Raw genomic sequence first — 21,809 nt, 5'->3', positions numbered from 1 at the left:
CCGACCAGGCTCCCGCGCAGGACGCTCCCGACCAGGCCCCCGCGCAGGACGCTCCCGACTAGGGCGTCGACGAGGGCGGCACCGTGCGCCGACTGAGCGAGATCGACGACGGCCACGAGTACCCGGCCGTCGAGGACGTGGTTCAAGTGACTGTAACCCAGAGGTTATCCATGATCAGCGTTAGCGAACGCCGAGACGGGCTCCTCGCGGCGGCGGCCGGCACGGCCGCGGTCGCCGGCTCGTACCTCGTCACGGGGTGGACGCCGTCGTTCGTCGTCCGGCCCGTCGACCAGACCGTCGTCAACCTGACGCCCGGGCCGATCGTGACGTTCGCGATCGAGACGTTCGGCGACGCGGGCCACCTGATTCACATCGCCATGGCGTTCGCGGTCGCGGTCGGGCTGTTCGGTGCGGTCGCGTTCGCGGGCCTTCGACTCGCTACGCGCACCGACCGCCGCGCCGCCGGTGCCGCGGTCTCCGGCGTCGGATCCTGGCTGCTCGCCGCCGGGCTGACGGGCGTCTCGGCGGGGGCGCTGGGCGCGGCGCTCCCCGCCGCGGCCGTCGTCGGGATCGGGTGGTTATCCCCGTCCGCGGTCCCGTCCGAGAGCGACGCCTCGACCGAGGGGGACTCGTCGGCAGTCGCGGACGCGGTGCGCCGCCGGACCCTCGGGGTCGTCGCCGGGGCGCTCGGGTTCGTCGCCGCGGCCGCCGTGGGCCGGCGGTCGTTCGCGACGGACGACGAGCCCCTCGCCGACGCCCCGCGGTCCGAGGGCTCGGCCGCGCGGCTTCGGGAGCTCGACTCGGCCTCGCTGGAGCTGGAAAGCGACGGCCTCCAGGGGCTGGTGAGCCCGATCGGGGAGTTCTACAACGTCGACATCGCGGAGTTCGACCCGGAGGTGACGGCCGCCGAGTGGTCGCTGACGTTCACCGGCGAAACCGGAAGCGAGCGGACGGTCGCCTTCGACGAGCTGATCGACCGACCCGTCGAACACCGCGCGGTGACGCTGCGGTGCGTCGGCGAGGACCTGAACGGCCGCAAGCTGGACAACGCCGTCTGGACGGGGACCCCGATCCGCCCGCTGCTCGAGTCCGTCGACCCGCAGGGGGACTGCAACTGCGCGATGTTGCGCGGCGAGGACGGGTACTACGTCCAGTTCCCGGTCGACGTGCTCGCCGAGGGGTTCCTCGCGTGGGGGATGAACGGGAAGGAGCTCCCGACCGGCCACGGCCACCCGGTCCGGGTGCTTATCCCGGGTCACTGGGGAGAGACGAACGTGAAGTGGCTCTCGGAGATCGAACTGCTGAACGTCGAGGACGACGGTTACTGGGAGGAGCGCGGCTGGGAGGGGACCGGCGAGGTGAAGACGGTCGCCAAGCTCTGGGACGAGGGGATCACGGAGCTCGACGACGGTCGGATCGAGCTGGCCGGCCACGCCTACGCCGGGACGCGCGGGATCGAGCGCGTCGAGGTGTCGACCGACGGCGGCGACTCGTGGACCGACGCCGAGCTCTCCGCCCCGCTCCCCGACGCGGACGTCTGGCGGCAGTGGCGGCACGTCTTCGCCCCCGACGGCGAGCACGAGGTCGTCGTCCGCGCGACCGACGGGACGGGGACCCTTCAGACCCGGGAGTCGTCCGGCTCCGTCCCGAGCGGCGCGTCGGGGTGGGTCCGCCGAACCGTCGGGTGACGCGTCCCCCTCCGTCCCGCGAGCGCGTCCGGACCGCTTCGTCCCGGCCGAAACGACTTTCAGCGCCTACTCGACACACCAGTACGCTAGATGAAGAAGGCCCTGTGGTACCTGTTCGTCGCGAGCCGCGGTGGCGCCAACAGGGTCCGGATCGTCCGGGAGCTCCGCGCTCGCCCCCGGAACGCGAACGAGCTCGCGGAAGAACTGGACGTCGATTACAACACGATCACCCACCACCTCGAAATGTTGAAAGACCACGACGTCGTCGAGCCGAGCGACCACGACTACGGGAAGCTCTACTTCCTGACCGACCGCTTCGAGCAGCACGCGGAGGCGTTCGAGGAGATCACCGCGGAGGTGGACGCCGAATGAACCCGGCGTCGCCGACCGGGATCGCCGTGTTGATCGGGATCGTCAACAGCGCGCTGCTGGCGGTGCTGGCGACGGTATGGATCCGCAACTACCGCGAGTTCGGGTCGACGCTCCTGTTGGGGCTGGTGGGCTTCAGCGCCGTGCTGTTGGTCGAGAACCTGGTCTCGGTCGCCTTCTTCTTCGCGAACATGCGGACGCTGTACGCGATGGACCCGCTCGTGGGACGGGTCGTGCTCGCGATGAGCGTGCTGGAGCTGCTCGCCGTCTCGCTGCTGACCTACGCCACGCTGAAGTGACGGGCGGACGGGTCGCTTCGGGCTCCAGAGCGACGGCCGGACCGGCTCACGAGAGCTGCTCGCCGACGATCCGGTCCGCCTCGGCGAGGAACGCGTCGCGCTCCTCGGTCGGGATCGTCGCGCCCGCGGCCACGTCGTGGCCCCCGCCGTCGCCGCCGACGGCCCGGCTCGCCTCGCGCATCACCGCGGAGAGGTCGAGTCCGCGCCGGACGAGTCCGTGCGAGCCGCGCGAGGAAACCTTCAGTTCCTCGGCGCTCTCCTCGGCGAACGCGATCACCGGCTTCGAGCGGTCGACCGCCGGCGAGCCGACCGCCATCCCGGCGACGATGCCGACGATCGTCTCGCGGATGCGCGAGCCGGCGTCGAACCACTGGAGGTGCTCCTCGTGAGTGACGCCCTCGGTTTTGACCCACTGGAGCCCCTCGGAGAGGTTCTGCCGGTGGGTACGGAGCAACCGGCGCGCCTCCGCGAGCGCGTCGCCGCGGTCGCCGAGACACACCGCGAGTCCGACGTCGCCGCGCTCGTAGCGCGCGGTCGCGTTGAGCAGCGTGGAGAACTCGCTGACATCTCGGAGCTCCGTTCCGGGCTCCTCGTCGACCAGCGTGTAGGAGGTGCCGACGAGCGCCTCGACCCGGTCGGAGGGGACGCCGGAGGCCACGGCGCGGCGCATCAGCGCCGACGCGAGGGTCCGCCGCTCCTCGGCGTCGAGGTCGACCCAGCGCCGCCACTCCCCGTCGCGTTTCACGTCGACGTCGAGGTCGGTGAGGAAGGAGATAGCGCCCACCTCGTCGTTCGAGATCCCCGGGATCGTCACGTCGGAGGCGTACTCCAAGAGCTTGGGGAGCGGTCGGGTCTGTCTGCCGTACAGGTCGAGGTCGGTCCGGGCCTCGAGGACGCCCGCGTCGACGCCGTCGGCGACGATCGACTCGTTGGCGCCGACGAGGCCGCCGTCGGAGTCCTGCATGTCGCCGACCGCGCCGACGACCGCGAGCGCGGCGAGGTCGCGGTTGTCGCCGTCGGGCCCCTCCAGCGCGCGGGCCAGGAGGTAGCTCGCGCCGGCGCCGGAGAGTTCGCTCGCGCCGTCGATCCCCTCCAGCAGGGGGTTGAGGTGGTAGCGCGTGTCGCGGTCCGCGGGCTGGTGGTGGTCGGCGATGACGGGGACGAAGTCGCCGCGCTCCTCGTGGTCGGCGATGGCGTCGAGCTGGCCGGAGCCGAAGTCGGTGAAGCAGACGACGTCGAACTCGCGGGCGGCGATCCCGGCGATCGAGTCGGCGTCGAGCTGCTTCTCGAAGACGACCTCGTGGTCGATCCCGGCCCGGGCGAGCGCGGTAGAGGCGATCGCGGCGCTCGTGATCCCGTCGGCGTCGATGTGCGACGCGAGCAGCACGCGGCCGGCCTCGCGCAGGCGGTCGGCGCAGTCGGTCGCGCGGTCGGCGAGGTCGGGGACTGGGGCGGCGACTGCCATTACCACCGGTTGGCGCCCGATCGGGCATAAACGCACGCTTCGGTGCGGCGGGCGCGGACCGGCGCGGACCGGCGCGAGAGAGTCGTCGGGCGACCTCGCGGACGCCGTCCGGCGAAGGGGCATCAATTGCCGTAACTGACAGTTATAGACGTGCGTAGACGTATGAGCAACAAACATGACACGTGGGTTCAACACCCGGAGTCTCCACGCCGGCGCCGAGCCCGATTCGGCCACCGGCGCCCGCGCCACCCCGATCCACCAGACGACCTCGTACGTCTTCGACGACGCGGACACGGCGGCGGAGATGTACGCGCTCCGGGCGGAGGGCCACATCTACTCCCGGCTCTCGAACCCGACGGTGAACGTCTTGGAGGAGCGGATAGCCGACCTCTCCGGCGGGTCGGACGCGGTGGCGACCGGGTCGGGCATGGCCGCGTTCGACGCGATCACGACCGTCCTCGCGAGCGCGGGCGACAACGTCGTCGCCAGCTCCGAGATGTACGGCGGGACCGCGGCGTACCTCACCACGATCGCGGACCGCCGCGGGATCGAGTCGCGGCTCGTCGACACGCTCGACTACGAGGCGTACGCGGACGCGGTCGACGACGACACCGCGTTCGTCCACGTCGAGACGATCGCGAACCCCTCGCTCGTCACGCCCGACTTCGAGCGGCTCGCCGAGATCGCCCACGAGAACGCCGTCCCGCTCGTCGTCGACAACACGTTCGCGACGCCGTACTGCTGTCGGCCGTTCGAGCACGGCGCCGACGTCGTCTGGGAGTCGACGACGAAGTGGATCACCGGCAACGGCACCACCGTCGGCGGGGTCGTCGTCGACGGGGGGCAGTTCCCGTGGGACCACCCCGACGCCGACTACGACGAGCTGGACGGGGAGTCGCCCGCGTTCCCGATCGACTTCGTGGAACAGTTCGGCGACGCCGCGTTCGCCAACGTGGTCCGCCAGCGCGGCGTGCGCCCGACCGGCGGTCAGCAGTCCCCCTTCGACGCGTGGCAGACGATCCAGGGGCTCAACACGCTCCCGCTGCGGATGGAGCGCCACTGCGAGAACGCGCGGCGGGTCGCGGAGTTCCTCCGCGAGGACGGCCGCGTCGACTGGGTGAGCTACCCCGGCTTCGAGAACCACGAGAGCCACGGCAACGCGGCCGAGTACCTCGACGGCTTCGGCGGGATGGTCACCTTCGGGGTCGACGGCGGCTACGAGGCCGCCAAGACGTTCTGCGAGTCGGTCGAGCTGACGAGCTTCCTCGCGAACATCGGCGACGCGAAGACGCTCGTCATCCACCCGGCCTCCACGACGCACGCGCAGATGGACGAGACCCAGCAAAGGCTCGCCGGCGTCTACCCGGAGATGCTCCGGCTCTCGGTCGGCATCGAGGACGCCGACGACGTGATCGCCGACCTCGACGCGGGGCTGGCGGCGGGCGAGCGGGCCGCGGGGGGAGAGCGCGCCGCGGGCGGGGAGCGAACCGCGAGCGGGGGCGGGGAGTGAACCGATGAGCGCGGTGCCGACCGACCACGGGGTCGCCTCGCTCGGCGAGTTCGCCTTCGAGTGCGGGCAGTCGGTGCCGGACCTCGAGGTCGCCTACGAGACACACGGGGAGTTCGACGGCGACAACGTCGTGCTGATCTGCCACGCGCTCACCGGGAGCCAGAACGTCGCGCGCTCCCCGGAGCCGGAGCGGGACGCCGAGACCACCGGCGCCGGACAGGCCGGGCAGGCCCGAGCGTGGTGGGACGACGTCGTCGGCCCGGGGAAGGCGATCGACACGACCGAGTACTACGTCGTCTGCGCGAACGTCCCCGGCTCCTGTTACGGGACGACCGGCCCGGCCAGCGAGCGGCCCGCGGACCTCGACTTACGCGAGGAGCCCGACCACGACCGCTGGGGGACCGCGTTCCCGCCGGTCCAGGTCGAGGACTGGGCGCGGGCGCAGCGCCGCCTCCTCGACCGCCTCGGCGTGGGGCGGCTGCGGGCGGTCGTCGGCGGGAGCGTCGGCGGGATGAACGCCTTGGAGTGGGCGAAGCGGTACCCGGACGACGTCGACCGCGTGGTGGCCATCGCGACCGCCGGGCGGCTCGACGCGCAGTGTCTCGCGCTCGACGCGGTCGCGCGCCGCGCCATCCGCGCGGACGCGGACTGGAACGGGGGCGGCTACTACGGCGACGACCGCCCGGACCCGACCGAGGGGCTCGCGATCGCGCGTCAGATCGGCCATATCATGTACCTCTCGAAGGCGTCGATGGAGCGGAAGTTCGGGCGGCGCTCCGCGGGCCGCGACTCCCTGACGCGCGAGGACGGCGACCTCGGGCTGCCGCCGGAGCCGACCGCCGGCTTCTTCCCGTACCGCGAGGTGGAGTCGTACCTCGACTACCAGGCGGAGGGGTTCGGGGACCGGTTCGACGCGAACAGCTACCTCTACCTCACGCGCGCGATGGACGAGTACGACCTCGCCGCGGGCCACGGCACCGACGCCGACGCGCTCGGGGCCTTCGAGGGCGAGACCCTCCTCATGAGCTTCACCGCCGACTGGCACTTCACCGTCGAGCAGTCCGCCTCCCTCGCGGACGCCTTCCGCGAGACCGACGTCCCGGTCGCGCACCACGTGGTCGACTCCGACCACGGCCACGACGCGTTCCTCGTCGAGCCGGAACACGTCGGCCCGCCCGTCCGCGACTTCCTCGCCGACGGCGTCGACGGCCGCGCGGTCTCCGACGAGGGCGGCTCCGACGGCGACGACCCCCGGCCCGACTCCGACCACGCGCCCGTCCACGCGAGCCTGTTCCGGGGGTAAACCACCATTTAAACGACGTCTGTGCGGTGGCGCGTGCCCGTGAGCGGCCGCCGGAGGCGGCCGCGAACGGCACCGCGCGAGGGAGTCGGTCGCCCGGAGCGGAGCGACGGGCGACCGACAGGGCGAGAGCTTCGCTCTCGCTTGAAACCGGACGTAGTCCGGTGACGAGGCTGGGGAGGCGTGAGGCCGCGGTTACGGTGCTGGGCGGGACTCGAAGCCCCAGCCGCGAGGCGGTATTCGTGACGATCGGGTATGTATAACCGCCACAATCGTACGGCCGAACCGCTGGGGCTTCGGTGGTAGCCTCCGCGGTAGCAACGTCGAAATATAACCGCGCGACCGATGCGGGAGTGTCGCTCTCTCCGAAAAATCACGATCAATCATGATAACGTTCATAGTTCCCGGCCCCGTGGTGTGTAAGGTATGCCAGGCGGACACGCCCAGACCCTGCGACCGTTCATGTGGCGCGCGGAGCGACTGTACCCGGACACCGAGATCGTCTCGCGTACCCACGAGGGGCGCACGCGGCACACCTACGCCGAGTACGCCGACCGGACGGCGCGGCTCGCGAACGCGCTCCAGGACTACGGGATCGAGCGCGGCGACCGCGTCGCGACGTTCTGCTGGAACCACACGCGGCACTTCGAGACGTACTTCGGCGTCCCGAACACGGGCGCGCAGCTCCACACGATCAACCCGCTGCTGCCCGACGAACACATCCGGTACATCGTCGACGACGCCGACGACGAGATCGTCTTCGTCGACCCGTCGCTAGCCGAGAAGATCGCTGGCGCCGCGGAGGGCGCGGAGGAGTTCGAGGACGTCGACTTCGTCGCGATGGGGTCGGAGGGGATCGACGCGCTCGACGCGCCGGCCTACGAGGAGTTCATCGGCGACTACTCGACCGAGTACGACTGGCCCGACCTCGACGGCGACCAGCCCGCCGGGTTGTGTTACACCTCCGGCACGACGGGGCGCCCGAAGGGCGTCGAGTACACCCAGTCGATGCTGTGGAGCCACACGATGGCCTCCCAGACGCCGCAGGGGATCCCGATGGAGGACTCCGACGTCGTGATGCCCGTCGTTCCCATGTTCCACGTCAACGCGTGGGGGATGCCGTTCACCGCGGCCGCCGCGGGCGCGAAGCACGTCTACCCCGGCCCCTCGCCGGACCCGGCCGACCTCGCGGCGCTGATCGAGGAGGAGGGCGTGACGATCTCCGCCGGCGTCCCGACGGTGTGGCTCGGCCTGCGCGAGTACATCGAAGAGGGGAACGACGTCGACCTCTCGACGCTCGACACCGTGATCATCGGCGGCGCGGCCGCGCCGCAGGCGCTCATCGAGTGGTACGACGAGCGCGACGTCGAGGTGCTCCACGCGTGGGGGATGACCGAGCTCTCACCGATCGGCACCGTCTCGCACCTCAAGGACGACTTGCGCGGCGCCGACTACGAGACGCAGGTGAACAAGCGCGCGAAGCAGGGGCTCGTCGCCCCCGGCCTGGAGTTCGAAGTTATCGACGAGAACGGCGAGGAGGTGCCGTGGAACGGCGAGGACTTCGGCGAGCTGCGGATCCGCGGCCCGTGGGTCACGAAGGAGTACTTCGCGCGTCCGGAGGCCAGCGAAGAGGAGTTCGTCGACGGCTGGCTGAAGACCGGCGACGTGGTCACCGTCGACGAGGACGGCTACGTGCAGCTCGTCGACCGCACCAAGGACGTGATCAAGTCCGGCGGCGAGTGGATCTCCAGCGTCGAGCTGGAGAACGCGATCATGGCCTACGACGGCGTCAGCGAGGCGGCCGTGGTCGGCGTGCCCCACGAGCGCTGGCAGGAGCGGCCCGTCGCCTTCGTCGTCGTGGCCGACGGCGTCGACCGCGACGAGCTCGTCGAGCGGATCGAGGCCGGCCTCCGCGACGAGTACCCCAAGTGGTGGGTGCCGGACGCGGTGGAGTTCATCGACGAGGTGCCGAAGACCGCCACCGGGAAGTTCTCGAAGAAGGACCTCCGCGAGCAGTACGGCGACCAGTCGCTCGTCGAGGGCGCGGTGCCGGAGGACGACGCGCCCGACGGGGAGTAACGCGCCGCCGGGCGTACCCGTCCGTCCCGAACCGATTTCTCAGTCGTCGCGGTCGCCGACGACCCACTTGTGCGAGTAGCTCTCGCCGCACGTACAGTGGGCGTACGCGTGGACCACGTCGCCCTCGGCGTAGAGGCCGCCGACCTCCTCGTTTTGCGCCTCCGCGAACGCGAAGACGAACCGGATCGCGTGGTCGCCGTCGGGACCTTCGCCCGCGTCGTTCGCGTCGTCGGCCTCGCCCGCGAACGGGCACGCCCCGTCGTCGAGGGTGCGCGCGATCTCCCCCTCGGCGTCCATCGCCGTCTTCGCGAACTCCATCGCGCCCATGCCGGTGCCGGCCTGGAACGCGGACCGTCCGGTCTCGCCGTCGAGGATCAGCCGGACGCCGCCGTCGGTCTCGGCCCCGACCTCGCGCAGTCGGGAGTCGTCGTCGAGGTACGCGTCGCTCACGTAGAAGACCACGTCGTCGAGCCGCTCGCCCGCGAGGAACTCGTCGAGGTTGCTCATGGCGGCCGGAGGCGCGTGAGCGGTAAAAGGCGTGCGAGTCGGCCCGAAGGAGAGCGCGGGCCCTCCGGCCCGGAACGGCGCGCGTCGTGGGCGATCGAGCGGTGGGATCCGCTCGGATCGATGCTAGATCATGTAGAATCGGGGTAACTGTTAAGACGTATCACGGAGATCCGTCGCGTGATGAGTGCGCAAACCCGATCCGACGACCGGCTCGCCGAGTGGGCGGAGCTGGTCGACGAGGACGTGCCCGACGAGCTCCGCGAGGAGCGCTCCGCCGACCGATAACTTTCACCGCGCTTCGCGAAGGCTTTAGGCCGACGGCGGCGAAGCACCGCCGATGGCGACCGAGGCCGCCGGGATCGACAGGGATCTGCTCGTCGACGACTTCCTCCAGCGGCGGCGCTACCAGCTCCAGCTGGCGGACGCCGCCGCCGACGAGCACACGCTGGTCTGTCTCCCGACCGGCCTCGGCAAGACGACGGTCAGCCTGCTCGTCACCGCCGAACGGCTCAGCGAGGTCGGCGGGAAGGCCCTCTTTTTGGCCCCCACCAAACCCCTCGTCCAGCAGCACGCGGACTTCTACCGCGAGGCGCTGCGGATTCCGGACGACGAGATCGTCGTGTTCACCGGCGACGTGAAGCCCGACGACCGCGCCGCGCTGTGGGACGACGCCCGGATCGTGATCGCGACCCCGCAGGTCGTCGAGAACGACCTCGTCGGCAACCGGATCTCGCTGCGCGACGTGACCCACCTGACCTTCGACGAGTGCCACCGCGCGACCGGCGACTACGCGTACGTCTACATCGCGGAGCGGTACCACGCCGACGCGGCCGACCCGCTCGTGACGGGGATGTCGGCCTCGCCCGGCGGCGACACCGATGAGATCGAGACGGTCTGTGAGAACCTCGGGCTCTCGAACGTCGAGGTGATGACCGAAGCGGACGCCGACGTCGACGAGTACACCCACGACACCGACGTCCGATGGGAGCGAGTCACGCTCCCTGACGAGGTCCTCGAGATCCGCGACGCGCTCAACGAGGTGATCACGGACCGGCTGGAGAAGCTCAAGTCGCTGGGCGTGACGAACACGACGAACCCGGACCTCTCGCAGAAGGACCTCAACAAGATGCGCGGGCAGCTGAAGCAGATGATGGACAACGACCAGTCGGAGGGGTACAAGGGGATGAGTACCCACGCCGAGGTGATGAAGCTCCGGCGCGCGACCGAGCTGGTCGAGACGCAGTCCGTCGAGTCCGTCCGGCGCTACTTCGAGCGCCAGCGCGAGGCCGCCCGCTCGTCGGGCGCGTCGAAGGCGAGCCAGCGCATGGTCGCGGACCCGAAGGTGCGCGAGGCGATGCGGAAGGCGGAGTCGTTCGACGGGCTCCACCCGAAGTTCTCGAAGGCCCGGATCCTGCTGGCCGAGACCCTCGGCATCGACGGCGGCGAGCGCGCGATCCTGTTCACGGAGTCGCGCGACACCGCGGAGGCGCTCGTGGAGTTCCTCTCCGCCAGCTTCGACGTGCGGAAGTTCGTCGGGCAGGGCGACAAGGAGGGCTCGGACGGGATGAGCCAGACACAGCAGCAGGAGACGCTCGACGAGTTCAAGGCCGGCGAGTTCGAGGTGCTCGTCTCCACGAGCGTCGCGGAGGAGGGGCTCGACGTGCCCGAGGTGGACCTCGTCTGCTTCTACGAGCCGGTCCCGACCGCGATCCGCTCGATCCAGCGCAAGGGCCGGACCGGCCGGCAGGCGGAGGGGAAGGTCGTCGTCCTGATGGCCGAGGACACCCGCGACGAGGCGTTCTTCTGGATCTCGCGGCGCCGCGAGAAGGAGATGGCCAGCCAGCTCGCGGAGCTGAAGGAGGCCACCGACGACATCGAGGAGTCCGTCGGCGACGACGGACAGGCCGGCCTCGACGCGTTCGGCGGGGGATCCGGGGAGTCCGACGACGACGCCGACGCGACGAGCGACGAGGACGGCGCGGCAGACGGCGCCGCCGCGACCGAGGGTGCCGACACGAGCGACGACGACGCCGGCCTCACCGACTTCGCCGAGGAGGTACGCGAGCGCGACGACGGGGAAAGCGACGAAAGCGACGCCGCCGGCGACGACACCGCCGAGAGCGAGGAAACCGCGGCCGATTCCGACGACGACGCTCTCGTCGCGACCGCGGGCGTCGACGAGGGCGTCGAGGTCGTCGTCGACCAGCGCGAGCTCGACTCCTCCATCGCGAAGGACCTCTCGACCCGCGACGGGCTCGTCACCCGGCTGGAGACGCTGGCGGTCGGCGACTACGTGCTCTCCGACCGCGTCGCCGTCGAGCGCAAGTCGGCGGCCGACTTCGTCGACTCGATGCTCGACGCCGACCGCTCGATGTTCGAGCAGGTGGGCGAGCTCTCGCGGGCGTACGCCCGCCCCGTGATGGTCGTCGAGGGGACGAACCTCTACGGCCAGCGCGACATCGACCCCAACGCGATCCGCGGCGCGCTCGCGTCGCTCGCGGTCGACTTCGACGTGAGCGTGCTCCGCACCGAAGGCGAGGACGACACCACCGAGCTGCTGGCGACGATCGCCAAACGCGAGCAGGAGACGCGCGACCGCGAGGTGAGCGTCCACGGCGAGAAGACGACGAAGACGCGCGCCGAACAGCAGGAGTACGTCGTCTCCTCCATCGCGGACATCGGCCCGGTCACCGCCCGATCGCTGTTGGAGCACTTCGGCACCGTCGAGGCCGTGATGACCGCGCCCGAGGACGACCTGCTGGAGGTCGAGGGCGTCGGCCCGGTGACCGCGGAGCGCATCCGCGAGGTCGTCGGGAGCGAGTACGAATAGCCGGGCGCAGCGGGGTCGTGAACGCGACCGCCGATCAGTCGAACCCGCTCACCAGCGTCACCACCCACTGTCCGAGGTCGTACTCCGACCGGACCTCCACGCGCGTTACCCACTTCACCCACTGGAACCCCCGCTTGTCGGGCGCGACGAGTCGGGCCGGCGCGCCGTGACCGTGGCTCAGCCGCTCGCCGCCGACGTGCGTCGCGAGCAGCGCGTTCTCTGCCTCCCCGATCGGGAGACTCCAGCGGTAGCCCGTCACGGAGGTGAACCGGACGTAGGCCGCGTCGTCGTCGAGGTCGCCGGCCCCGTCGAGCAGGTCGCCGACCCGGATCCCGCCCCATTCTTGGACCGTGTACCAGCCGCTCGTACAGTCGAGCAGGGCCTCGGTCTCGTGGCCCGCCCCCAGCTCGTCCGCCGTCAGTTCGACGGGATCGCTCACGAGCCCCTCGACCGTGAGCCGGTAGTCGTCGCGGTCGATCGGATCGGGGTCGTCCGCGACCCACGAGGTGATCGGGAACGCGCCGTTCCCCTCGCCCTCGCGGGGCTGGGAGCCGGTGAATCGGCGGTCGGCGCCGGCGGTGTCGAGCGCGTCGTTGACCCCTTGCTGGAGGCGGTAGGTCGCGCCGCCGGCGGCGAGGAGCGCGAAGTAACGCACCGCGGTCCGCCGGCGCTCGAAGTCGACGCGGCGGGGGAGCCGGAACCGGGTCGCCGCGTGCGCGGCGACGAGCGGGACCAAGGCGAGGCCGAACCCGACGTGAACCGAGAGGAGGGTCCAGTAGGAGAGCCGCACGTCGAGGCCGAACACCCACGCGACGCCGGTGCCGATGGCGCCGAGCGCCGCGACGAGCGTGAGGACGGACAGCGCCGTCGACCGCTGCCACAGGTCGGGATCGGTGAGCCGGCGGCGGACTCGCGCGAGCTTCCACCCGAGCAGCGCGACGATCCCGAGCCCGAGCGCGCGGTGGAGCCAGAAGAGGGGCCACCCCTCGGGGACGCCGACGGTGAACGAGACCAGCCCCGTGACCGCCTCGGCGACGACGAACGCGAACAGCGACCAGTCGACCGCGCGCGGCGGCGGCTCCAGGCGGTCGAGTGCGGTCCGGAAGCGGTCCGTCACGGCCATCTCGGAACGGACTACGGGCTGGCGAGACAAAACGGTGCGGCCGGTCGACCGCGGCGTTCGGCGCGCGACGACCCGAGTCACAGCTCGTAGGTCTCGCCGTCGACCGCCAGCGGCTCCTCGAACGCCTCGTCGGCGGGGTAGTAGTGCGCGAGGTGGACGAGCCGCGTGCGGTCGGCGTCGAGCTCGTCGGCGAGCGCGAGCGCCCCCTCCCGGGTCATGTGCTTCGTGCCGAAGGTGCGCGGGACGCCGTCCGGGCCCGCGTGGCGGCCGCCGATCGGGTGGTGCTCGCACAGCGAGGCGGGGACGATGGCGTCGGCGAGCAGCAGGTCCGCGCCGGCGAGCGCCTCGCGGGAGCGCTCGGGGACGTCGTAGCTGGTGTCGCCGGTGAGCGAGAGCGTCGCGCCCGTCTCCGGGTCCTCGATCACGACGCCGTAACAGAGGAGCGGCGGGTGGTCGACCGGGACGAACCGCACCTCGAACCCGCAGGTCTCGAACGGCTCGAACGGGTCGCGGGCGTGGACGCCGATCCGGTCTTCGAGGTAGTCGTACTTGTCGCGGATCGTCCCGGCGACGCTCCGGTCGGTGGCGGGGTCGGTCTCGTTCGGCGCGTGAACCGGGAGCCCGTCGACGAGCCGGTAGACGTTCCCCAGCCCGTCGAGGTGGTCGAAGTGGATGTGCGTCACCAGCCCGGCGTCGGGGAGCGGGACGTCGGCCGCGAGGAACTGCTGTCGGAAGTCGGGACTGAAGTCGACGAGCAGCGACTCGCCGGTGCGCTCGTTGGCGACGTGGACGGAGAAGCGCGACCGCGACACCCCGCGCTCGCGGGCCGCCTCGCAGGTGTCGCAGTCGCAGCCGACGGTCGGCGTCCCCGTCGTGTCGCCCGTCCCGAGGAGGGTGACCCGCATGACGGATCCCGCTCCGCGGGCCACGGCCTTAGCGTCCGCGGTCGGACCCGTCGGGATCGGCGGGCGGAAGTCGGAGACCGACGCGACCGCGCCGCGACCACAACCCCGACGTATAACTCCGAGCCGCTCGGATCCGGACCATGCACACCAGTCGCACCCTCACCCTCGCTCGGCTCCCCTCGGGCGTGCCGATCCGGACGACGGTCCACGCGTACGGCGAGGGCGAACTCGTCGACGGCGACGACGGCCCCGAACTCGACGCGCCCGGCGACGGTCCCGTCGTGTACGCGCAGGCCGCCCAGCACGGGCGAGAGGTGAACGGTGTCGCGGTCCTGCGGCGGCTTCACGACCGCCTCGTCGGGAACGCGTCCGGAAGCGCCGACGCCGGCGGAGCGAGCGACGGGCCGACCGCCGCCGACCTCGACGGGACGCTCGTGACGGTTCCCGTCGCGGACCCGCTCACCTTCGATCGCGTCTCGTACACGACGCCGGAGTCGCTCGACTCGCGGCAGCCGAACATGAACCGCTGCTGGCCCGGCGACGCGGAGGGGTCGCTCCACGAGCGGATGGCGGCCCGGCTCTGGCGGTTCGCGGGCGCGGCGGACGCGATCGTCGACCTCCACACGGGGTCGCCGTCGATGGCGACGCACGCGGTGTACATGCGCGGCGACGAGGCCTGCCGCGGGCTCGCGGAGGCGTTCGGCACCGACCTCCTGCTCGCGGAGGCCGCGGGTGACGACGCCGACACCGAATGGGACGAGCGCGGGTTCGCGGGGAAGCTCCGCGTCGCGGCCACGCGCGAGGGGATCCCGACGATCACGCCCGAGCTCGCCCACAGCCGCGAAATCGTGGCGGCGGCGGTCGAGACCGGCGTGGCGGGGATGGTCGGCGCCCTCCGCCACGAGGGGCTGCTCGACGGCGAGTCCGACCCGTGGGACGGCGTCGTCGCGCGCAACCACCTCGGGCGCGCCATCGCCGACGACTCCGGGCTGTTCGTCCCGGAGCCCGACCTCGCCGTCGGCGACCGGGTGCGCGAGGGCGAGCGCGTCGGCGAGGTGTTCGACCCGACGACGTTCGAGACGCTCCAGGTCGCGCGCGCCGACCGCGACGGGATCGCGTACTCGGTCGCCCGGGAGGCGACCGTGGCCGCGGGCGCGACGCTCGTCGGGGTCGCGGAGCGGATCGACGGGGACTGACGGCGGAGGGGTCGAGGGACCGATGCTACGGCCGGCGGACCCGGATCTGCCCGTCGGCCGCGACCGTGACGAACAGCCGGCGATGGACCTCGCGCCCGCGGACCGCGTCGCCCGCGCGGTCGCCGATCGACTTCATCAGCTCGGGCGCGGTCTGGTTCACCTTCACGCCCGCCTCGTCGCAGGCGTCGTACACGCGCTTGGGCGCGTCGTAGAGGTCGGTTCCCGCCTCGATCTCGACGCGGACCGGCGCCGACAGCGCCTCCGCGAACGCGACCGTCTCGCGGGCGCGCTCGACGTTGTCGCGGGCGCTCGCCTCGACGCTGGAGACGTTCGCGCGCGAGGTGCCGAGCCGGTCCGCGATGTCCGACTGCCGGAGCCCGCGCTCGCGGAGCGCTAACACCTCGGCCTGCCGGCGGGTGAGAACGCCCTCGTCGGCGTCGAACCCGGCCCGTTCGAGGATGGAGTCGGCGTCGACGTCGGCGGGGTCGGGTCGCCCGTCGTCTGCCATGCGTTCACCGACGGGCCGGTCGCTCAAAAAACGGCGGTTTCGTCGCGCGAGGTCGCGCGGCGGATCGATCGGCCTCCGAGAGCGGTCGGCGGATCGACGGCGTCCGGACTGTCCGTGGGGCGGGGCTCCCCCGAGACGCCGTCACTTGCCCCAGAAGTTCTCGCGGCTGCCGAGCCGTTCGCGGTCCGGGCGGTCGCGGCGGCTGCGGTCGTCGTCTCCGTCCTCGTCTCCCGCCTCGTCGCCCTCCACGGCCTCGTCGTCCCCCTCCTCCGCTTCCGGGTCGTCGGGGAGGCGCTCGACCACCTCTTGGGCCGTCGCGTGACTGGACTTCACGCGGTGGATCTTGACCTCGGCGCGCGCCGGGGGGAGGAGGCCGTCGACGAGGACGATGAACCCGTCGTCGGTGCGGCCGACGCCGGCACCGCTCTCGTGGATGTCGTCGACCTCGACGACGACCGCCTCGCCGGGCTGGACCGGCTGCTGTTTCAGCTCGTAGATCGGCATGTCGTAGTGGTTACACCACTCCGCGCCGCCCTTGTTGCCGTAGTGTTGACACCCCATCCCCTCGATCCGTTCGTCGAAGCTGGGGCAGTCGTCTGCGAGTGGACAGTCCGCCATACCGTAGGGGAGACCGGCCGCCGTTGTAAACGTTTTCGACTCTCAGACCGAGCTTCGCGAAAACGGGCGCGTCACGCGGCCGAGCGGCGGCTGCTCGATAGCCGAATTTGCGACCCGGGGAGCGGAGGGCCGCCGAGACGGGTCAGAGGAACTCGCGGACCTCCGAGTACCACATGTCGTGGTGGTCCACGGCGTCGAGCGCGTCCGCGACGTCGACCGCGATGGCGTGCCAGCAGCGGTCGTCGGGGTCATCCGCGTCGAGGTTGTACGTCGCGTCCGCGCAGGTACACTCCCCCTCCTCGACCACGTACTCGTCCTCGTGCCCCACGACGACGGTGAAATCGCGGTAGCGTTTCACCCGCCCCTCGCCGACGGCCTCGATGGCGCGCTGCCCGCGGTCGCCGTGGGCCTCGACGATGGCCGCCGCGATCGGGCCGGTCAGCTCCCCGGCCTCCTCGATCGCCGACCGCCAGTCGTCGACCGGCTCCATGCCCGCCCGTTCTCGGGCGTTCGGTTAAACAGCGTCGGTCGGATCGGGGGCGCGCCGGCGCGGGCCGCGCCGGACGGGGGCGAAACTTCCGACGCGTGGTTTCAAGCCGCTCGCCCGCCTCCGTCCGCCATGGACGAGACGTGCCAGCACCTGTCGTATCGCGAGGAGGGAGACGGGAAGTCGTTCGACACGGCCCGCGCGTTCTGTACCGTGACGGAGTCGTTCGTCCAGTCCATGCGCGCCGACGTCTGTAACGCCCGGTACGAGCTCGACCCCGCGACGGACTGCGAGTTCTACGTCGAACCGGACTCGGAGGCGGCGCCGGACGCCGAGTCGAACGCGCCCGACGCGCCCGACGCCGACCGATGAGCTACGACGACTACCTCGACGGGAAGCCCGTCGTCATCACCGCGGCGCTTACCGGCGGCGTCCACGGGAAGGAGGCGCATCCGGACCTCCCGGAGACGCCCGCGGAGATCGCGGCGGCCGCGGCGGCCTGCGAGGACGCGGGCGCGAGCGTCCTCCACCTCCACGCACGCCGCGACAACGGGGAGCGCGCCTTCTCGGCCGAGCGGTTTCAGGAGGTGACGGACGCGGTCCGCGAGGCGACCGACGACGCCGTCCTCCAGCACTCCACCGGGGGGACGGCGGCGCCGGACGCCCTCCGACACGAGCCGCTCCGGACCGACCCCGCGCCCGAGATGGCGTCGCTCGACATGGGGCCGCTCAACCGCTACGACCGGCTCACCTCCGAGAACACGCGCGAACTCGTCTCCTCCCTCCACGCGGAGATGAAAGAGCGGGGCATCAAGCCCGAGCTGGAGGTGTTCAACGACGGCCACCTCAACGAGTCGCTGGCGATTCTCGACGAGCTCGACGACCCGCCGTACCTCAACTTCCTGTTCGGCGGCGGGACCACCACCCCGCCGCACCCGCGGAACCTGATGAATCGGGTCGAGGCCCTGCCCGAGGGCGTCGAGTTCAACGTGATCGGGTTCGGCCCGCACCAGCTCCCGCTGACGACGCAGTCGCTGCTGCTCGGGGGCCACGTCCGGGTGGGCTTAGAGGACAACCGGTACTACGAGCGGGGCGAACTGGCGACGAACGAGCAGCTCGTGGCGCGGGCGGCGCGGCTCGCCGAGGAACTGGGTCGGCCCGTGGCGACGCCCGAGCAGACGCGGGAGCTACTGGGGCTACGCGGTCGGTAACCTGAGTGCGCGACGCGAGCCTCGATAGCGAGACGGTATTTAAAACACCCGAGAGACGGCGACGATTGACTATAAATGAACGACGCGGTGGCGCGTGCCCGTGAGCGGTCGCCATCGGCGGCCGCGAACGGCACCGCGCGAGGGAGTCAGTCGCCGGAGCGAAGCGACGGCGACTGACGAGGCTGGGGAGGCGTGAGGTGCGGTGCTGTAGGGGTGGGACTCAAAGGGGCAGTCGCGAAGCGGCCGCAGACGACGCAAGCACCGCAGCGAGCAGCGCGAGCGAGGAGCGCAGCGAGTGTGCGGCCGCTTCGCGACTGGGGCTTTGGCGGTCCTCGCCGTCGGCCTGGTAACGGCTATTTATAAGCGAGCGGCTGGAGCTTTGGCGGTACTCACCGTCGATCCGCCAGCGGCTATTTATAAACAATGGCTTCCGTTGAAATTCCATTTTCAGATGTGTTTTCGACTGAAACAGCCGGTAGAATTCGCTTACAAATTCATCGCCGTAGTTTATTTCACTAGGTATATCATTAGTTCGTTCTTGTCAAGAGTCATGACCAGCCCGTGTTCCAGACGAAGAGCTCTCGCTGGAAGTGGTTCAGTCATACTTGGGGCTCTGTCGGGATGTAATCAACTCCCGTTTTCGTCTTCTTCACCCTCCCAACTCGAAATTCTACCTAGCAATGCCACCGCAGAGCCACAGGGACTTGAAATCGAACTCCTCCGGACTGACGAGGAAACGAGAGATGAGGCCGTCGTGTTCGACCGATTTTTCGAACTGGAGGCGAGCGATACCGGGGGTATCTACCAGTTCCCGGACCCACCCGTGGTCGATGAGCAACGCTACCTCATTCGAGCATCGCTCGGTGGCTACCGAGACGTAACACAGCATTATCACTACTTTCCGAACCCCGACGACTCCGTGGAAGGCCCCCGACTGCTTGAGGTGGCCGTGTACAAAGAAGACGAACTTGTCCGACCGTATATTGACTACGAGCAATACAGTGGGCGTGGAGATCCACAGATGAACAGCAGCTAAGTAGTTAGGGGATTCTGACATCGCAACGGGGATTAGGGATATACGCACGCTCTGTACTGACCGGCAGAGAGCTGCGTATGTCACTCACTGCGGATTTCAGCGAAGCCAAGTGAACAGCTTAGCCTCAGAACGGCTCACCGCAACGCCGTCCACTATTACAAATAGCCGCGTCCTGAGAATCCCGACCTCACTCCAGCACGATCAGCACGTCGCCCATGTCGACGCTGTCGCCCTCGTCGACGTGGACGCTCGCGACGGTGCCGCCGCGCTCGGCGACCACGTCGTTCTCCATCTTCATCGCCTCGAGGACGCAGACCACGTCGCCGGCGGCGACCTCGTCGCCCTCGGCGACGTCGACCGAGAGGATCGTCCCCTGCATCTCCGCGTCGATGGCCTCGCCGCCCTCCGCGACGTCGACGCCGCCGTCGTCCCCGCCGTCGTCCGGCTTCGCCTGCGGGGGGCGCTGCTGTCCGCCGCTTCCGCCGCCCCCGCCGCCCTCCGGCACCGGGATCGCGGGCGCGCCGCGCTCCTCTAGCTCGACGTCGAAGCGCTTCCCGTTCACCTCGACCGTGAACTCGCGCTCGGTGACTTCCTCGTCGTCCCCGTCGCCCGCGGAGACGGACTCCGTCCCCCACTTCTCCTGCGCCTCGGCGACCAGCTCGCGGTCGAGCTCCTCGTCGAGGTACTTCGTCGTGTGCGTCCCGTCGACGAAGCGCCGATCGTCGAGCATCAGGCGGTGGAACGGGACGATGGTGACGACGCCCTCCAGGTCGTACTCCGCGAGCGCGCGCTTCGACCGCGCGAGACACTCCTCGCGGTCCGGGGCCCAGACTATCAGCTTCGCGATCATCGAGTCGTAGTCGGTGACGAGCTCGTCGCCCTGCCGGAGCGCGTCGTCGACGCGGACGCCGATCCCGCCCGGCGGGTCGTACGTCTCCAGCGACCCCTCGTTCGCGGGCTGGAACTCGTCCGCGGCGTCCTCGGCGTTGATCCGGAACTCGATCGCGTGGCCCTCCAGCTCGACGTCGTCCTGCGAGACGGAGAGCCCCTCGCCGCTCGCGACCCGGAGCTGTTCCTTCACGATGTCGATCCCCGTCAGCTCCTCGGTGACGGTGTGTTCGACCTGGATCCGCGTGTTGACTTCGAGGAAGTAGAACGGCGTGTCCGGGCCGAGCGGCTCCGACGGGTCGCGGTCGGGGTCCTCCTCGACGAGGAACTCGACCGTCCCGGCGTTGGTGTAGTCCGCGGCGGCGACCCCTCGGCGGGCCGCCTCGCCGATCTGTTCGCGCAGTTCGTCGGAGAGCGCGGGGGAGGGCCCCTCCTCGATCACCTTCTGGTGGCGGCGCTGGAGCGAGCAGTCGCGCTCCCCGAGGTGGACCACGTCGCTCTCGGACACCGAGGCGTCCCCGTCGCCGCTCCCGCCGTCGGACCCCGCGGCCGCCGGGTCGTCCGCGACGATCTGGACCTCGACGTGGCGGGGGGTCTGGAGGTAGCGCTCGAGGTACACCGAGTCGTTCGAGAAGTACGCCTCGCCCTCGCGCTTGGCGGATTCGAGCGCTTCTTCGGCCTCGTCGGCGCTCTCGACGACCTTCATCCCGCGACCGCCGCCGCCCCCCTCGGCCTTGATCGCGACCGGGTAGCCGTGCTCGTCGCCGAACTCCGTGACGGCCTCGACGTCGGTGACCGGCTCCGTCGTCCCGGGAACGATCGGCACGTCGGCGTCGTCCATCACGCGGCGCGCGTGCGTCTTCTCGCCGAGCCGCTCCATCGCGTCGCTGGCGGGCCCGACCCACGTGATCCCGTCGGCGGCCTCGACGCGGGCCGCGAAGTCGGCGTTCTCCGCGAGGAAGCCGTACCCGGGGTGGATCGCGTCGGCGCCGGCCGACCGCGCCGCCTCGACGACCGCCTCGCCGTCGAGGTACGAGTCGGCCGCGCGGGCGGGACCGACGTTGTACGCCTCGTCCGCGTACCGGACGTGGCCGCCGTGCTTGTCGGCGTCGCTGTAGACGGCGACGGTGTCGACGCCGAGCTCCTCACAGGCGCGCATCACCCGGACCGCGATCTCGCCGCGGTTCGCCACGAGAACCTTATCGAACATTCCTGTCGGTTCTTCCACGAACTGCTACCAAACTCTGTCGGTCCGGGCCGGGACGGTTAAGAGGGTCCCGGGCGCCACAGTGAGGTATGCTCGACGCGGGAAACCCGTACATGCTGCCGTCGGTCCTGGTCGGCGCCGCCGTCTACCTCGGACTCACGGCCGTCACCGACGCATCGCTGCCGATCCGGGTCGCCGCGCTCCTCGCCTTCGTGACCGTCGTCCCGATCGCCCTCGATCGACTCTTCGACGGGCGAGGCGTACCGACGAGCCTCGACGACGAAGCGACGTCGGGCGACGCGACCGCGGGCGACGCGACCGCCGATACCGGAGGAGCCGGCGACGAGGAGACGCGCTGAGCGACCGATCGCGAGAGCCGTTACCACAGATATATATGTCAGCAGACGTACCTGCTACCGCGCCCCGAATCAGGGTCGGGTCGACGGCGCGACGGTTCGACGCCGCGCCGTCGGGGGAATGTACGCGGCCGGGCGCTCCCCCGTCCGGGAACTCCGTTCGACGCGTCCGCTACCCGACCAGCGACGGCCCTCCCGACCGGGGCCGCAAAGGCGACGTGACCGAC

The 21,809-nt window shown here is 70.6% G+C and carries 20 protein-coding genes; 12 read left to right on the top strand and 8 right to left on the bottom strand.

The genetic code is table 11. From position 1 onward, the window contains the following. The first annotated feature begins 170 nt into the window (after window positions 1-170). The 3 genes from BM286_RS01495 (at window position 171) to BM286_RS01485 (ending at window position 2,356) form a co-directional block, all read left to right on the top strand. A complete protein-coding gene (locus tag BM286_RS01495) occupies window positions 171-1,688 on the top strand; it encodes a molybdopterin-dependent oxidoreductase (protein ID WP_092920473.1) in 1,518 nt (505 codons plus the stop codon). A gap of 90 nt (window positions 1,689-1,778) precedes the next feature. Next, complete coding sequence (locus BM286_RS01490) at window positions 1,779-2,060, top strand: winged helix-turn-helix domain-containing protein (protein ID WP_092919736.1); 282 nt, start codon at window positions 1,779-1,781, stop codon at window positions 2,058-2,060. Beyond that, the gene (locus BM286_RS01485; RefSeq protein WP_092919734.1) at window positions 2,057-2,356 is read left to right on the top strand and encodes a hypothetical protein; all 300 of its coding nucleotides are present in this window, start codon (window positions 2,057-2,059) and stop codon (window positions 2,354-2,356) included. The genes BM286_RS01490 and BM286_RS01485 overlap by 4 nt, the downstream gene beginning before the upstream one ends. Before the next feature lie 46 nt (window positions 2,357-2,402). On the opposite strand, the gene BM286_RS01480 is transcribed toward BM286_RS01485, so the two are convergent. Continuing rightward, window positions 2,403-3,821: a single-stranded-DNA-specific exonuclease RecJ gene (locus BM286_RS01480; RefSeq protein WP_092919732.1), complete on the bottom strand. Its 1,419-nt coding sequence runs from the start codon at window positions 3,819-3,821 to the stop codon at window positions 2,403-2,405. A gap of 175 nt (window positions 3,822-3,996) precedes the next feature. On the opposite strand from BM286_RS01480, the gene BM286_RS01475 reads away from it, so the two are divergent. The 3 genes from BM286_RS01475 (at window position 3,997) to BM286_RS01465 (ending at window position 8,710) form a co-directional block, all read left to right on the top strand. After that, window positions 3,997-5,331 carry an O-acetylhomoserine aminocarboxypropyltransferase/cysteine synthase family protein gene (locus BM286_RS01475; protein WP_092919730.1) on the top strand — a complete coding sequence of 445 codons (1,335 nt, stop codon included), beginning with the start codon at window positions 3,997-3,999 and terminating at the stop codon, window positions 5,329-5,331. 4 nt (window positions 5,332-5,335) lie between these two features. Further along, window positions 5,336-6,634: a homoserine O-acetyltransferase MetX gene (gene metX / locus BM286_RS01470; protein ID WP_092919728.1), complete on the top strand. Its 1,299-nt coding sequence runs from the start codon at window positions 5,336-5,338 to the stop codon at window positions 6,632-6,634. A 423-nt stretch (window positions 6,635-7,057) separates the two neighbouring features. Next, window positions 7,058-8,710 carry a long-chain fatty acid--CoA ligase gene (locus tag BM286_RS01465; RefSeq protein WP_092919726.1) on the top strand — a complete coding sequence of 551 codons (1,653 nt, stop codon included), beginning with the start codon at window positions 7,058-7,060 and terminating at the stop codon, window positions 8,708-8,710. A 39-nt stretch (window positions 8,711-8,749) separates the two neighbouring features. Here the strand turns inward: BM286_RS01465 and BM286_RS01460 are convergent, their stop codons facing one another. Then, the gene (locus tag BM286_RS01460; RefSeq protein ID WP_092919724.1) at window positions 8,750-9,217 is read right to left on the bottom strand and encodes a DUF5807 family protein; all 468 of its coding nucleotides are present in this window, start codon (window positions 9,215-9,217) and stop codon (window positions 8,750-8,752) included. 337 nt (window positions 9,218-9,554) lie between these two features. On the opposite strand from BM286_RS01460, the gene BM286_RS01455 reads away from it, so the two are divergent. Beyond that, entirely contained in the window at window positions 9,555-12,047 is a 2,493-nt protein-coding gene (locus BM286_RS01455) for a DEAD/DEAH box helicase (protein WP_092919722.1), read from the top strand. A 34-nt stretch (window positions 12,048-12,081) separates the two neighbouring features. Here BM286_RS01455 and BM286_RS01450 read toward each other — a convergent pair whose 3' ends face one another. Continuing rightward, window positions 12,082-13,170, bottom strand: a complete 1,089-nt coding sequence (locus BM286_RS01450; protein WP_092919720.1) for a molybdopterin-dependent oxidoreductase — start codon at window positions 13,168-13,170, stop codon at window positions 12,082-12,084. A 77-nt stretch (window positions 13,171-13,247) separates the two neighbouring features. Next, window positions 13,248-14,075: an MBL fold metallo-hydrolase gene (locus tag BM286_RS01445; RefSeq protein ID WP_092919718.1), complete on the bottom strand. Its 828-nt coding sequence runs from the start codon at window positions 14,073-14,075 to the stop codon at window positions 13,248-13,250. 140 nt (window positions 14,076-14,215) lie between these two features. On the opposite strand from BM286_RS01445, the gene BM286_RS01440 reads away from it, so the two are divergent. Further along, window positions 14,216-15,271, top strand: coding sequence for a succinylglutamate desuccinylase/aspartoacylase family protein (locus BM286_RS01440; RefSeq protein WP_092919716.1), 1,056 nt, complete (start codon window positions 14,216-14,218; stop codon window positions 15,269-15,271). Between the two features lie 25 nt (window positions 15,272-15,296). On the opposite strand, the gene BM286_RS01435 is transcribed toward BM286_RS01440, so the two are convergent. The 3 genes from BM286_RS01435 to BM286_RS01425 form a co-directional block, all read right to left on the bottom strand. Further along, on the bottom strand, window positions 15,297-15,779 hold the full coding sequence (locus BM286_RS01435) for a Tfx family DNA-binding protein (RefSeq protein ID WP_092919714.1): 483 nt from the start codon (window positions 15,777-15,779) through the stop codon (window positions 15,297-15,299). Between the two features lie 141 nt (window positions 15,780-15,920). After that, entirely contained in the window at window positions 15,921-16,397 is a 477-nt protein-coding gene (locus BM286_RS01430) for a TRAM domain-containing protein (protein WP_092919712.1), read from the bottom strand. 142 nt (window positions 16,398-16,539) lie between these two features. After that, window positions 16,540-16,887 carry a hypothetical protein gene (locus BM286_RS01425; protein ID WP_092919710.1) on the bottom strand — a complete coding sequence of 116 codons (348 nt, stop codon included), beginning with the start codon at window positions 16,885-16,887 and terminating at the stop codon, window positions 16,540-16,542. Window positions 16,888-17,016: 129 nt separating this feature from the next. Between BM286_RS01425 and BM286_RS01420 the strand changes: the two genes are divergently transcribed. The 3 genes from BM286_RS01420 to BM286_RS15085 all read left to right on the top strand — a co-directional run bounded on the left by BM286_RS01420 (window position 17,017) and on the right by BM286_RS15085 (window position 19,131). After that, complete coding sequence (locus BM286_RS01420) at window positions 17,017-17,256, top strand: hypothetical protein (RefSeq protein WP_092919708.1); 240 nt, start codon at window positions 17,017-17,019, stop codon at window positions 17,254-17,256. Continuing rightward, complete coding sequence (locus tag BM286_RS01415) at window positions 17,253-18,095, top strand: BKACE family enzyme (RefSeq protein ID WP_092919706.1); 843 nt, start codon at window positions 17,253-17,255, stop codon at window positions 18,093-18,095. The genes BM286_RS01420 and BM286_RS01415 overlap by 4 nt, the downstream gene beginning before the upstream one ends. Window positions 18,096-18,645: 550 nt before the next feature. Further along, the gene (locus BM286_RS15085) at window positions 18,646-19,131 is read left to right on the top strand and encodes a hypothetical protein (protein ID WP_137717994.1); all 486 of its coding nucleotides are present in this window, start codon (window positions 18,646-18,648) and stop codon (window positions 19,129-19,131) included. A gap of 187 nt (window positions 19,132-19,318) precedes the next feature. Here the strand turns inward: BM286_RS15085 and BM286_RS01405 are convergent, their stop codons facing one another. Then, window positions 19,319-21,229, bottom strand: coding sequence for an ATP-binding protein (locus BM286_RS01405; protein ID WP_092919701.1), 1,911 nt, complete (start codon window positions 21,227-21,229; stop codon window positions 19,319-19,321). A gap of 86 nt (window positions 21,230-21,315) precedes the next feature. Here BM286_RS01405 and BM286_RS01400 point away from each other — a divergent pair, with 86 nt between their 5' ends. Continuing rightward, the gene (locus BM286_RS01400) at window positions 21,316-21,585 is read left to right on the top strand and encodes a hypothetical protein (RefSeq protein ID WP_092919699.1); all 270 of its coding nucleotides are present in this window, start codon (window positions 21,316-21,318) and stop codon (window positions 21,583-21,585) included. Window positions 21,586-21,809 lie beyond the last annotated feature (224 nt).

Origin of the sequence: Halorubrum sodomense (assembly GCF_900111935.1) — an archaeon.
In the GTDB taxonomy this organism is placed as follows: domain Archaea; phylum Halobacteriota; class Halobacteria; order Halobacteriales; family Haloferacaceae; genus Halorubrum; species Halorubrum sodomense.
The sequence above is the reverse complement of the archived record's forward strand: the minus strand, read 5'-3'. Positions and strand labels throughout refer to the sequence as shown.

Excerpts from the sequence above, each read along its gene's own strand:
- BM286_RS01455 (WP_092919722.1), top strand. The coding sequence starts at position 9,555 with ATGGCGACCGAGGCCGCCGGGATCGACAGGGATCTGCTCGTCGACGAC.
- BM286_RS01435 (WP_092919714.1), bottom strand. The coding sequence starts at position 15,779 with ATGGCAGACGACGGGCGACCCGACCCCGCCGACGTCGACGCCGACTCC.
- BM286_RS01490 (WP_092919736.1), top strand. The coding sequence starts at position 1,779 with ATGAAGAAGGCCCTGTGGTACCTGTTCGTCGCGAGCCGCGGTGGCGCC.
- BM286_RS01415 (WP_092919706.1), top strand. The coding sequence starts at position 17,253 with ATGAGCTACGACGACTACCTCGACGGGAAGCCCGTCGTCATCACCGCG.
- BM286_RS01495 (WP_092920473.1), top strand. The coding sequence starts at position 171 with ATGATCAGCGTTAGCGAACGCCGAGACGGGCTCCTCGCGGCGGCGGCC.
- BM286_RS01485 (WP_092919734.1), top strand. The coding sequence starts at position 2,057 with ATGAACCCGGCGTCGCCGACCGGGATCGCCGTGTTGATCGGGATCGTC.
- BM286_RS01405 (WP_092919701.1), bottom strand. The coding sequence starts at position 21,229 with ATGTTCGATAAGGTTCTCGTGGCGAACCGCGGCGAGATCGCGGTCCGG.
- BM286_RS01460 (WP_092919724.1), bottom strand. The coding sequence starts at position 9,217 with ATGAGCAACCTCGACGAGTTCCTCGCGGGCGAGCGGCTCGACGACGTG.
- BM286_RS01465 (WP_092919726.1), top strand. The coding sequence starts at position 7,058 with ATGCCAGGCGGACACGCCCAGACCCTGCGACCGTTCATGTGGCGCGCG.
- BM286_RS01425 (WP_092919710.1), bottom strand. The coding sequence starts at position 16,887 with ATGGAGCCGGTCGACGACTGGCGGTCGGCGATCGAGGAGGCCGGGGAG.
- BM286_RS01480 (WP_092919732.1), bottom strand. The coding sequence starts at position 3,821 with ATGGCAGTCGCCGCCCCAGTCCCCGACCTCGCCGACCGCGCGACCGAC.
- BM286_RS01440 (WP_092919716.1), top strand. The coding sequence starts at position 14,216 with ATGCACACCAGTCGCACCCTCACCCTCGCTCGGCTCCCCTCGGGCGTG.
- BM286_RS01450 (WP_092919720.1), bottom strand. The coding sequence starts at position 13,170 with ATGGCCGTGACGGACCGCTTCCGGACCGCACTCGACCGCCTGGAGCCG.
- BM286_RS01475 (WP_092919730.1), top strand. The coding sequence starts at position 3,997 with ATGACACGTGGGTTCAACACCCGGAGTCTCCACGCCGGCGCCGAGCCC.
- BM286_RS15085 (WP_137717994.1), top strand. The coding sequence starts at position 18,646 with ATGACCAGCCCGTGTTCCAGACGAAGAGCTCTCGCTGGAAGTGGTTCA.
- metX (WP_092919728.1), top strand. The coding sequence starts at position 5,336 with ATGAGCGCGGTGCCGACCGACCACGGGGTCGCCTCGCTCGGCGAGTTC.
- BM286_RS01400 (WP_092919699.1), top strand. The coding sequence starts at position 21,316 with ATGCTCGACGCGGGAAACCCGTACATGCTGCCGTCGGTCCTGGTCGGC.
- BM286_RS01420 (WP_092919708.1), top strand. The coding sequence starts at position 17,017 with ATGGACGAGACGTGCCAGCACCTGTCGTATCGCGAGGAGGGAGACGGG.
- BM286_RS01445 (WP_092919718.1), bottom strand. The coding sequence starts at position 14,075 with ATGCGGGTCACCCTCCTCGGGACGGGCGACACGACGGGGACGCCGACC.
- BM286_RS01430 (WP_092919712.1), bottom strand. The coding sequence starts at position 16,397 with ATGGCGGACTGTCCACTCGCAGACGACTGCCCCAGCTTCGACGAACGG.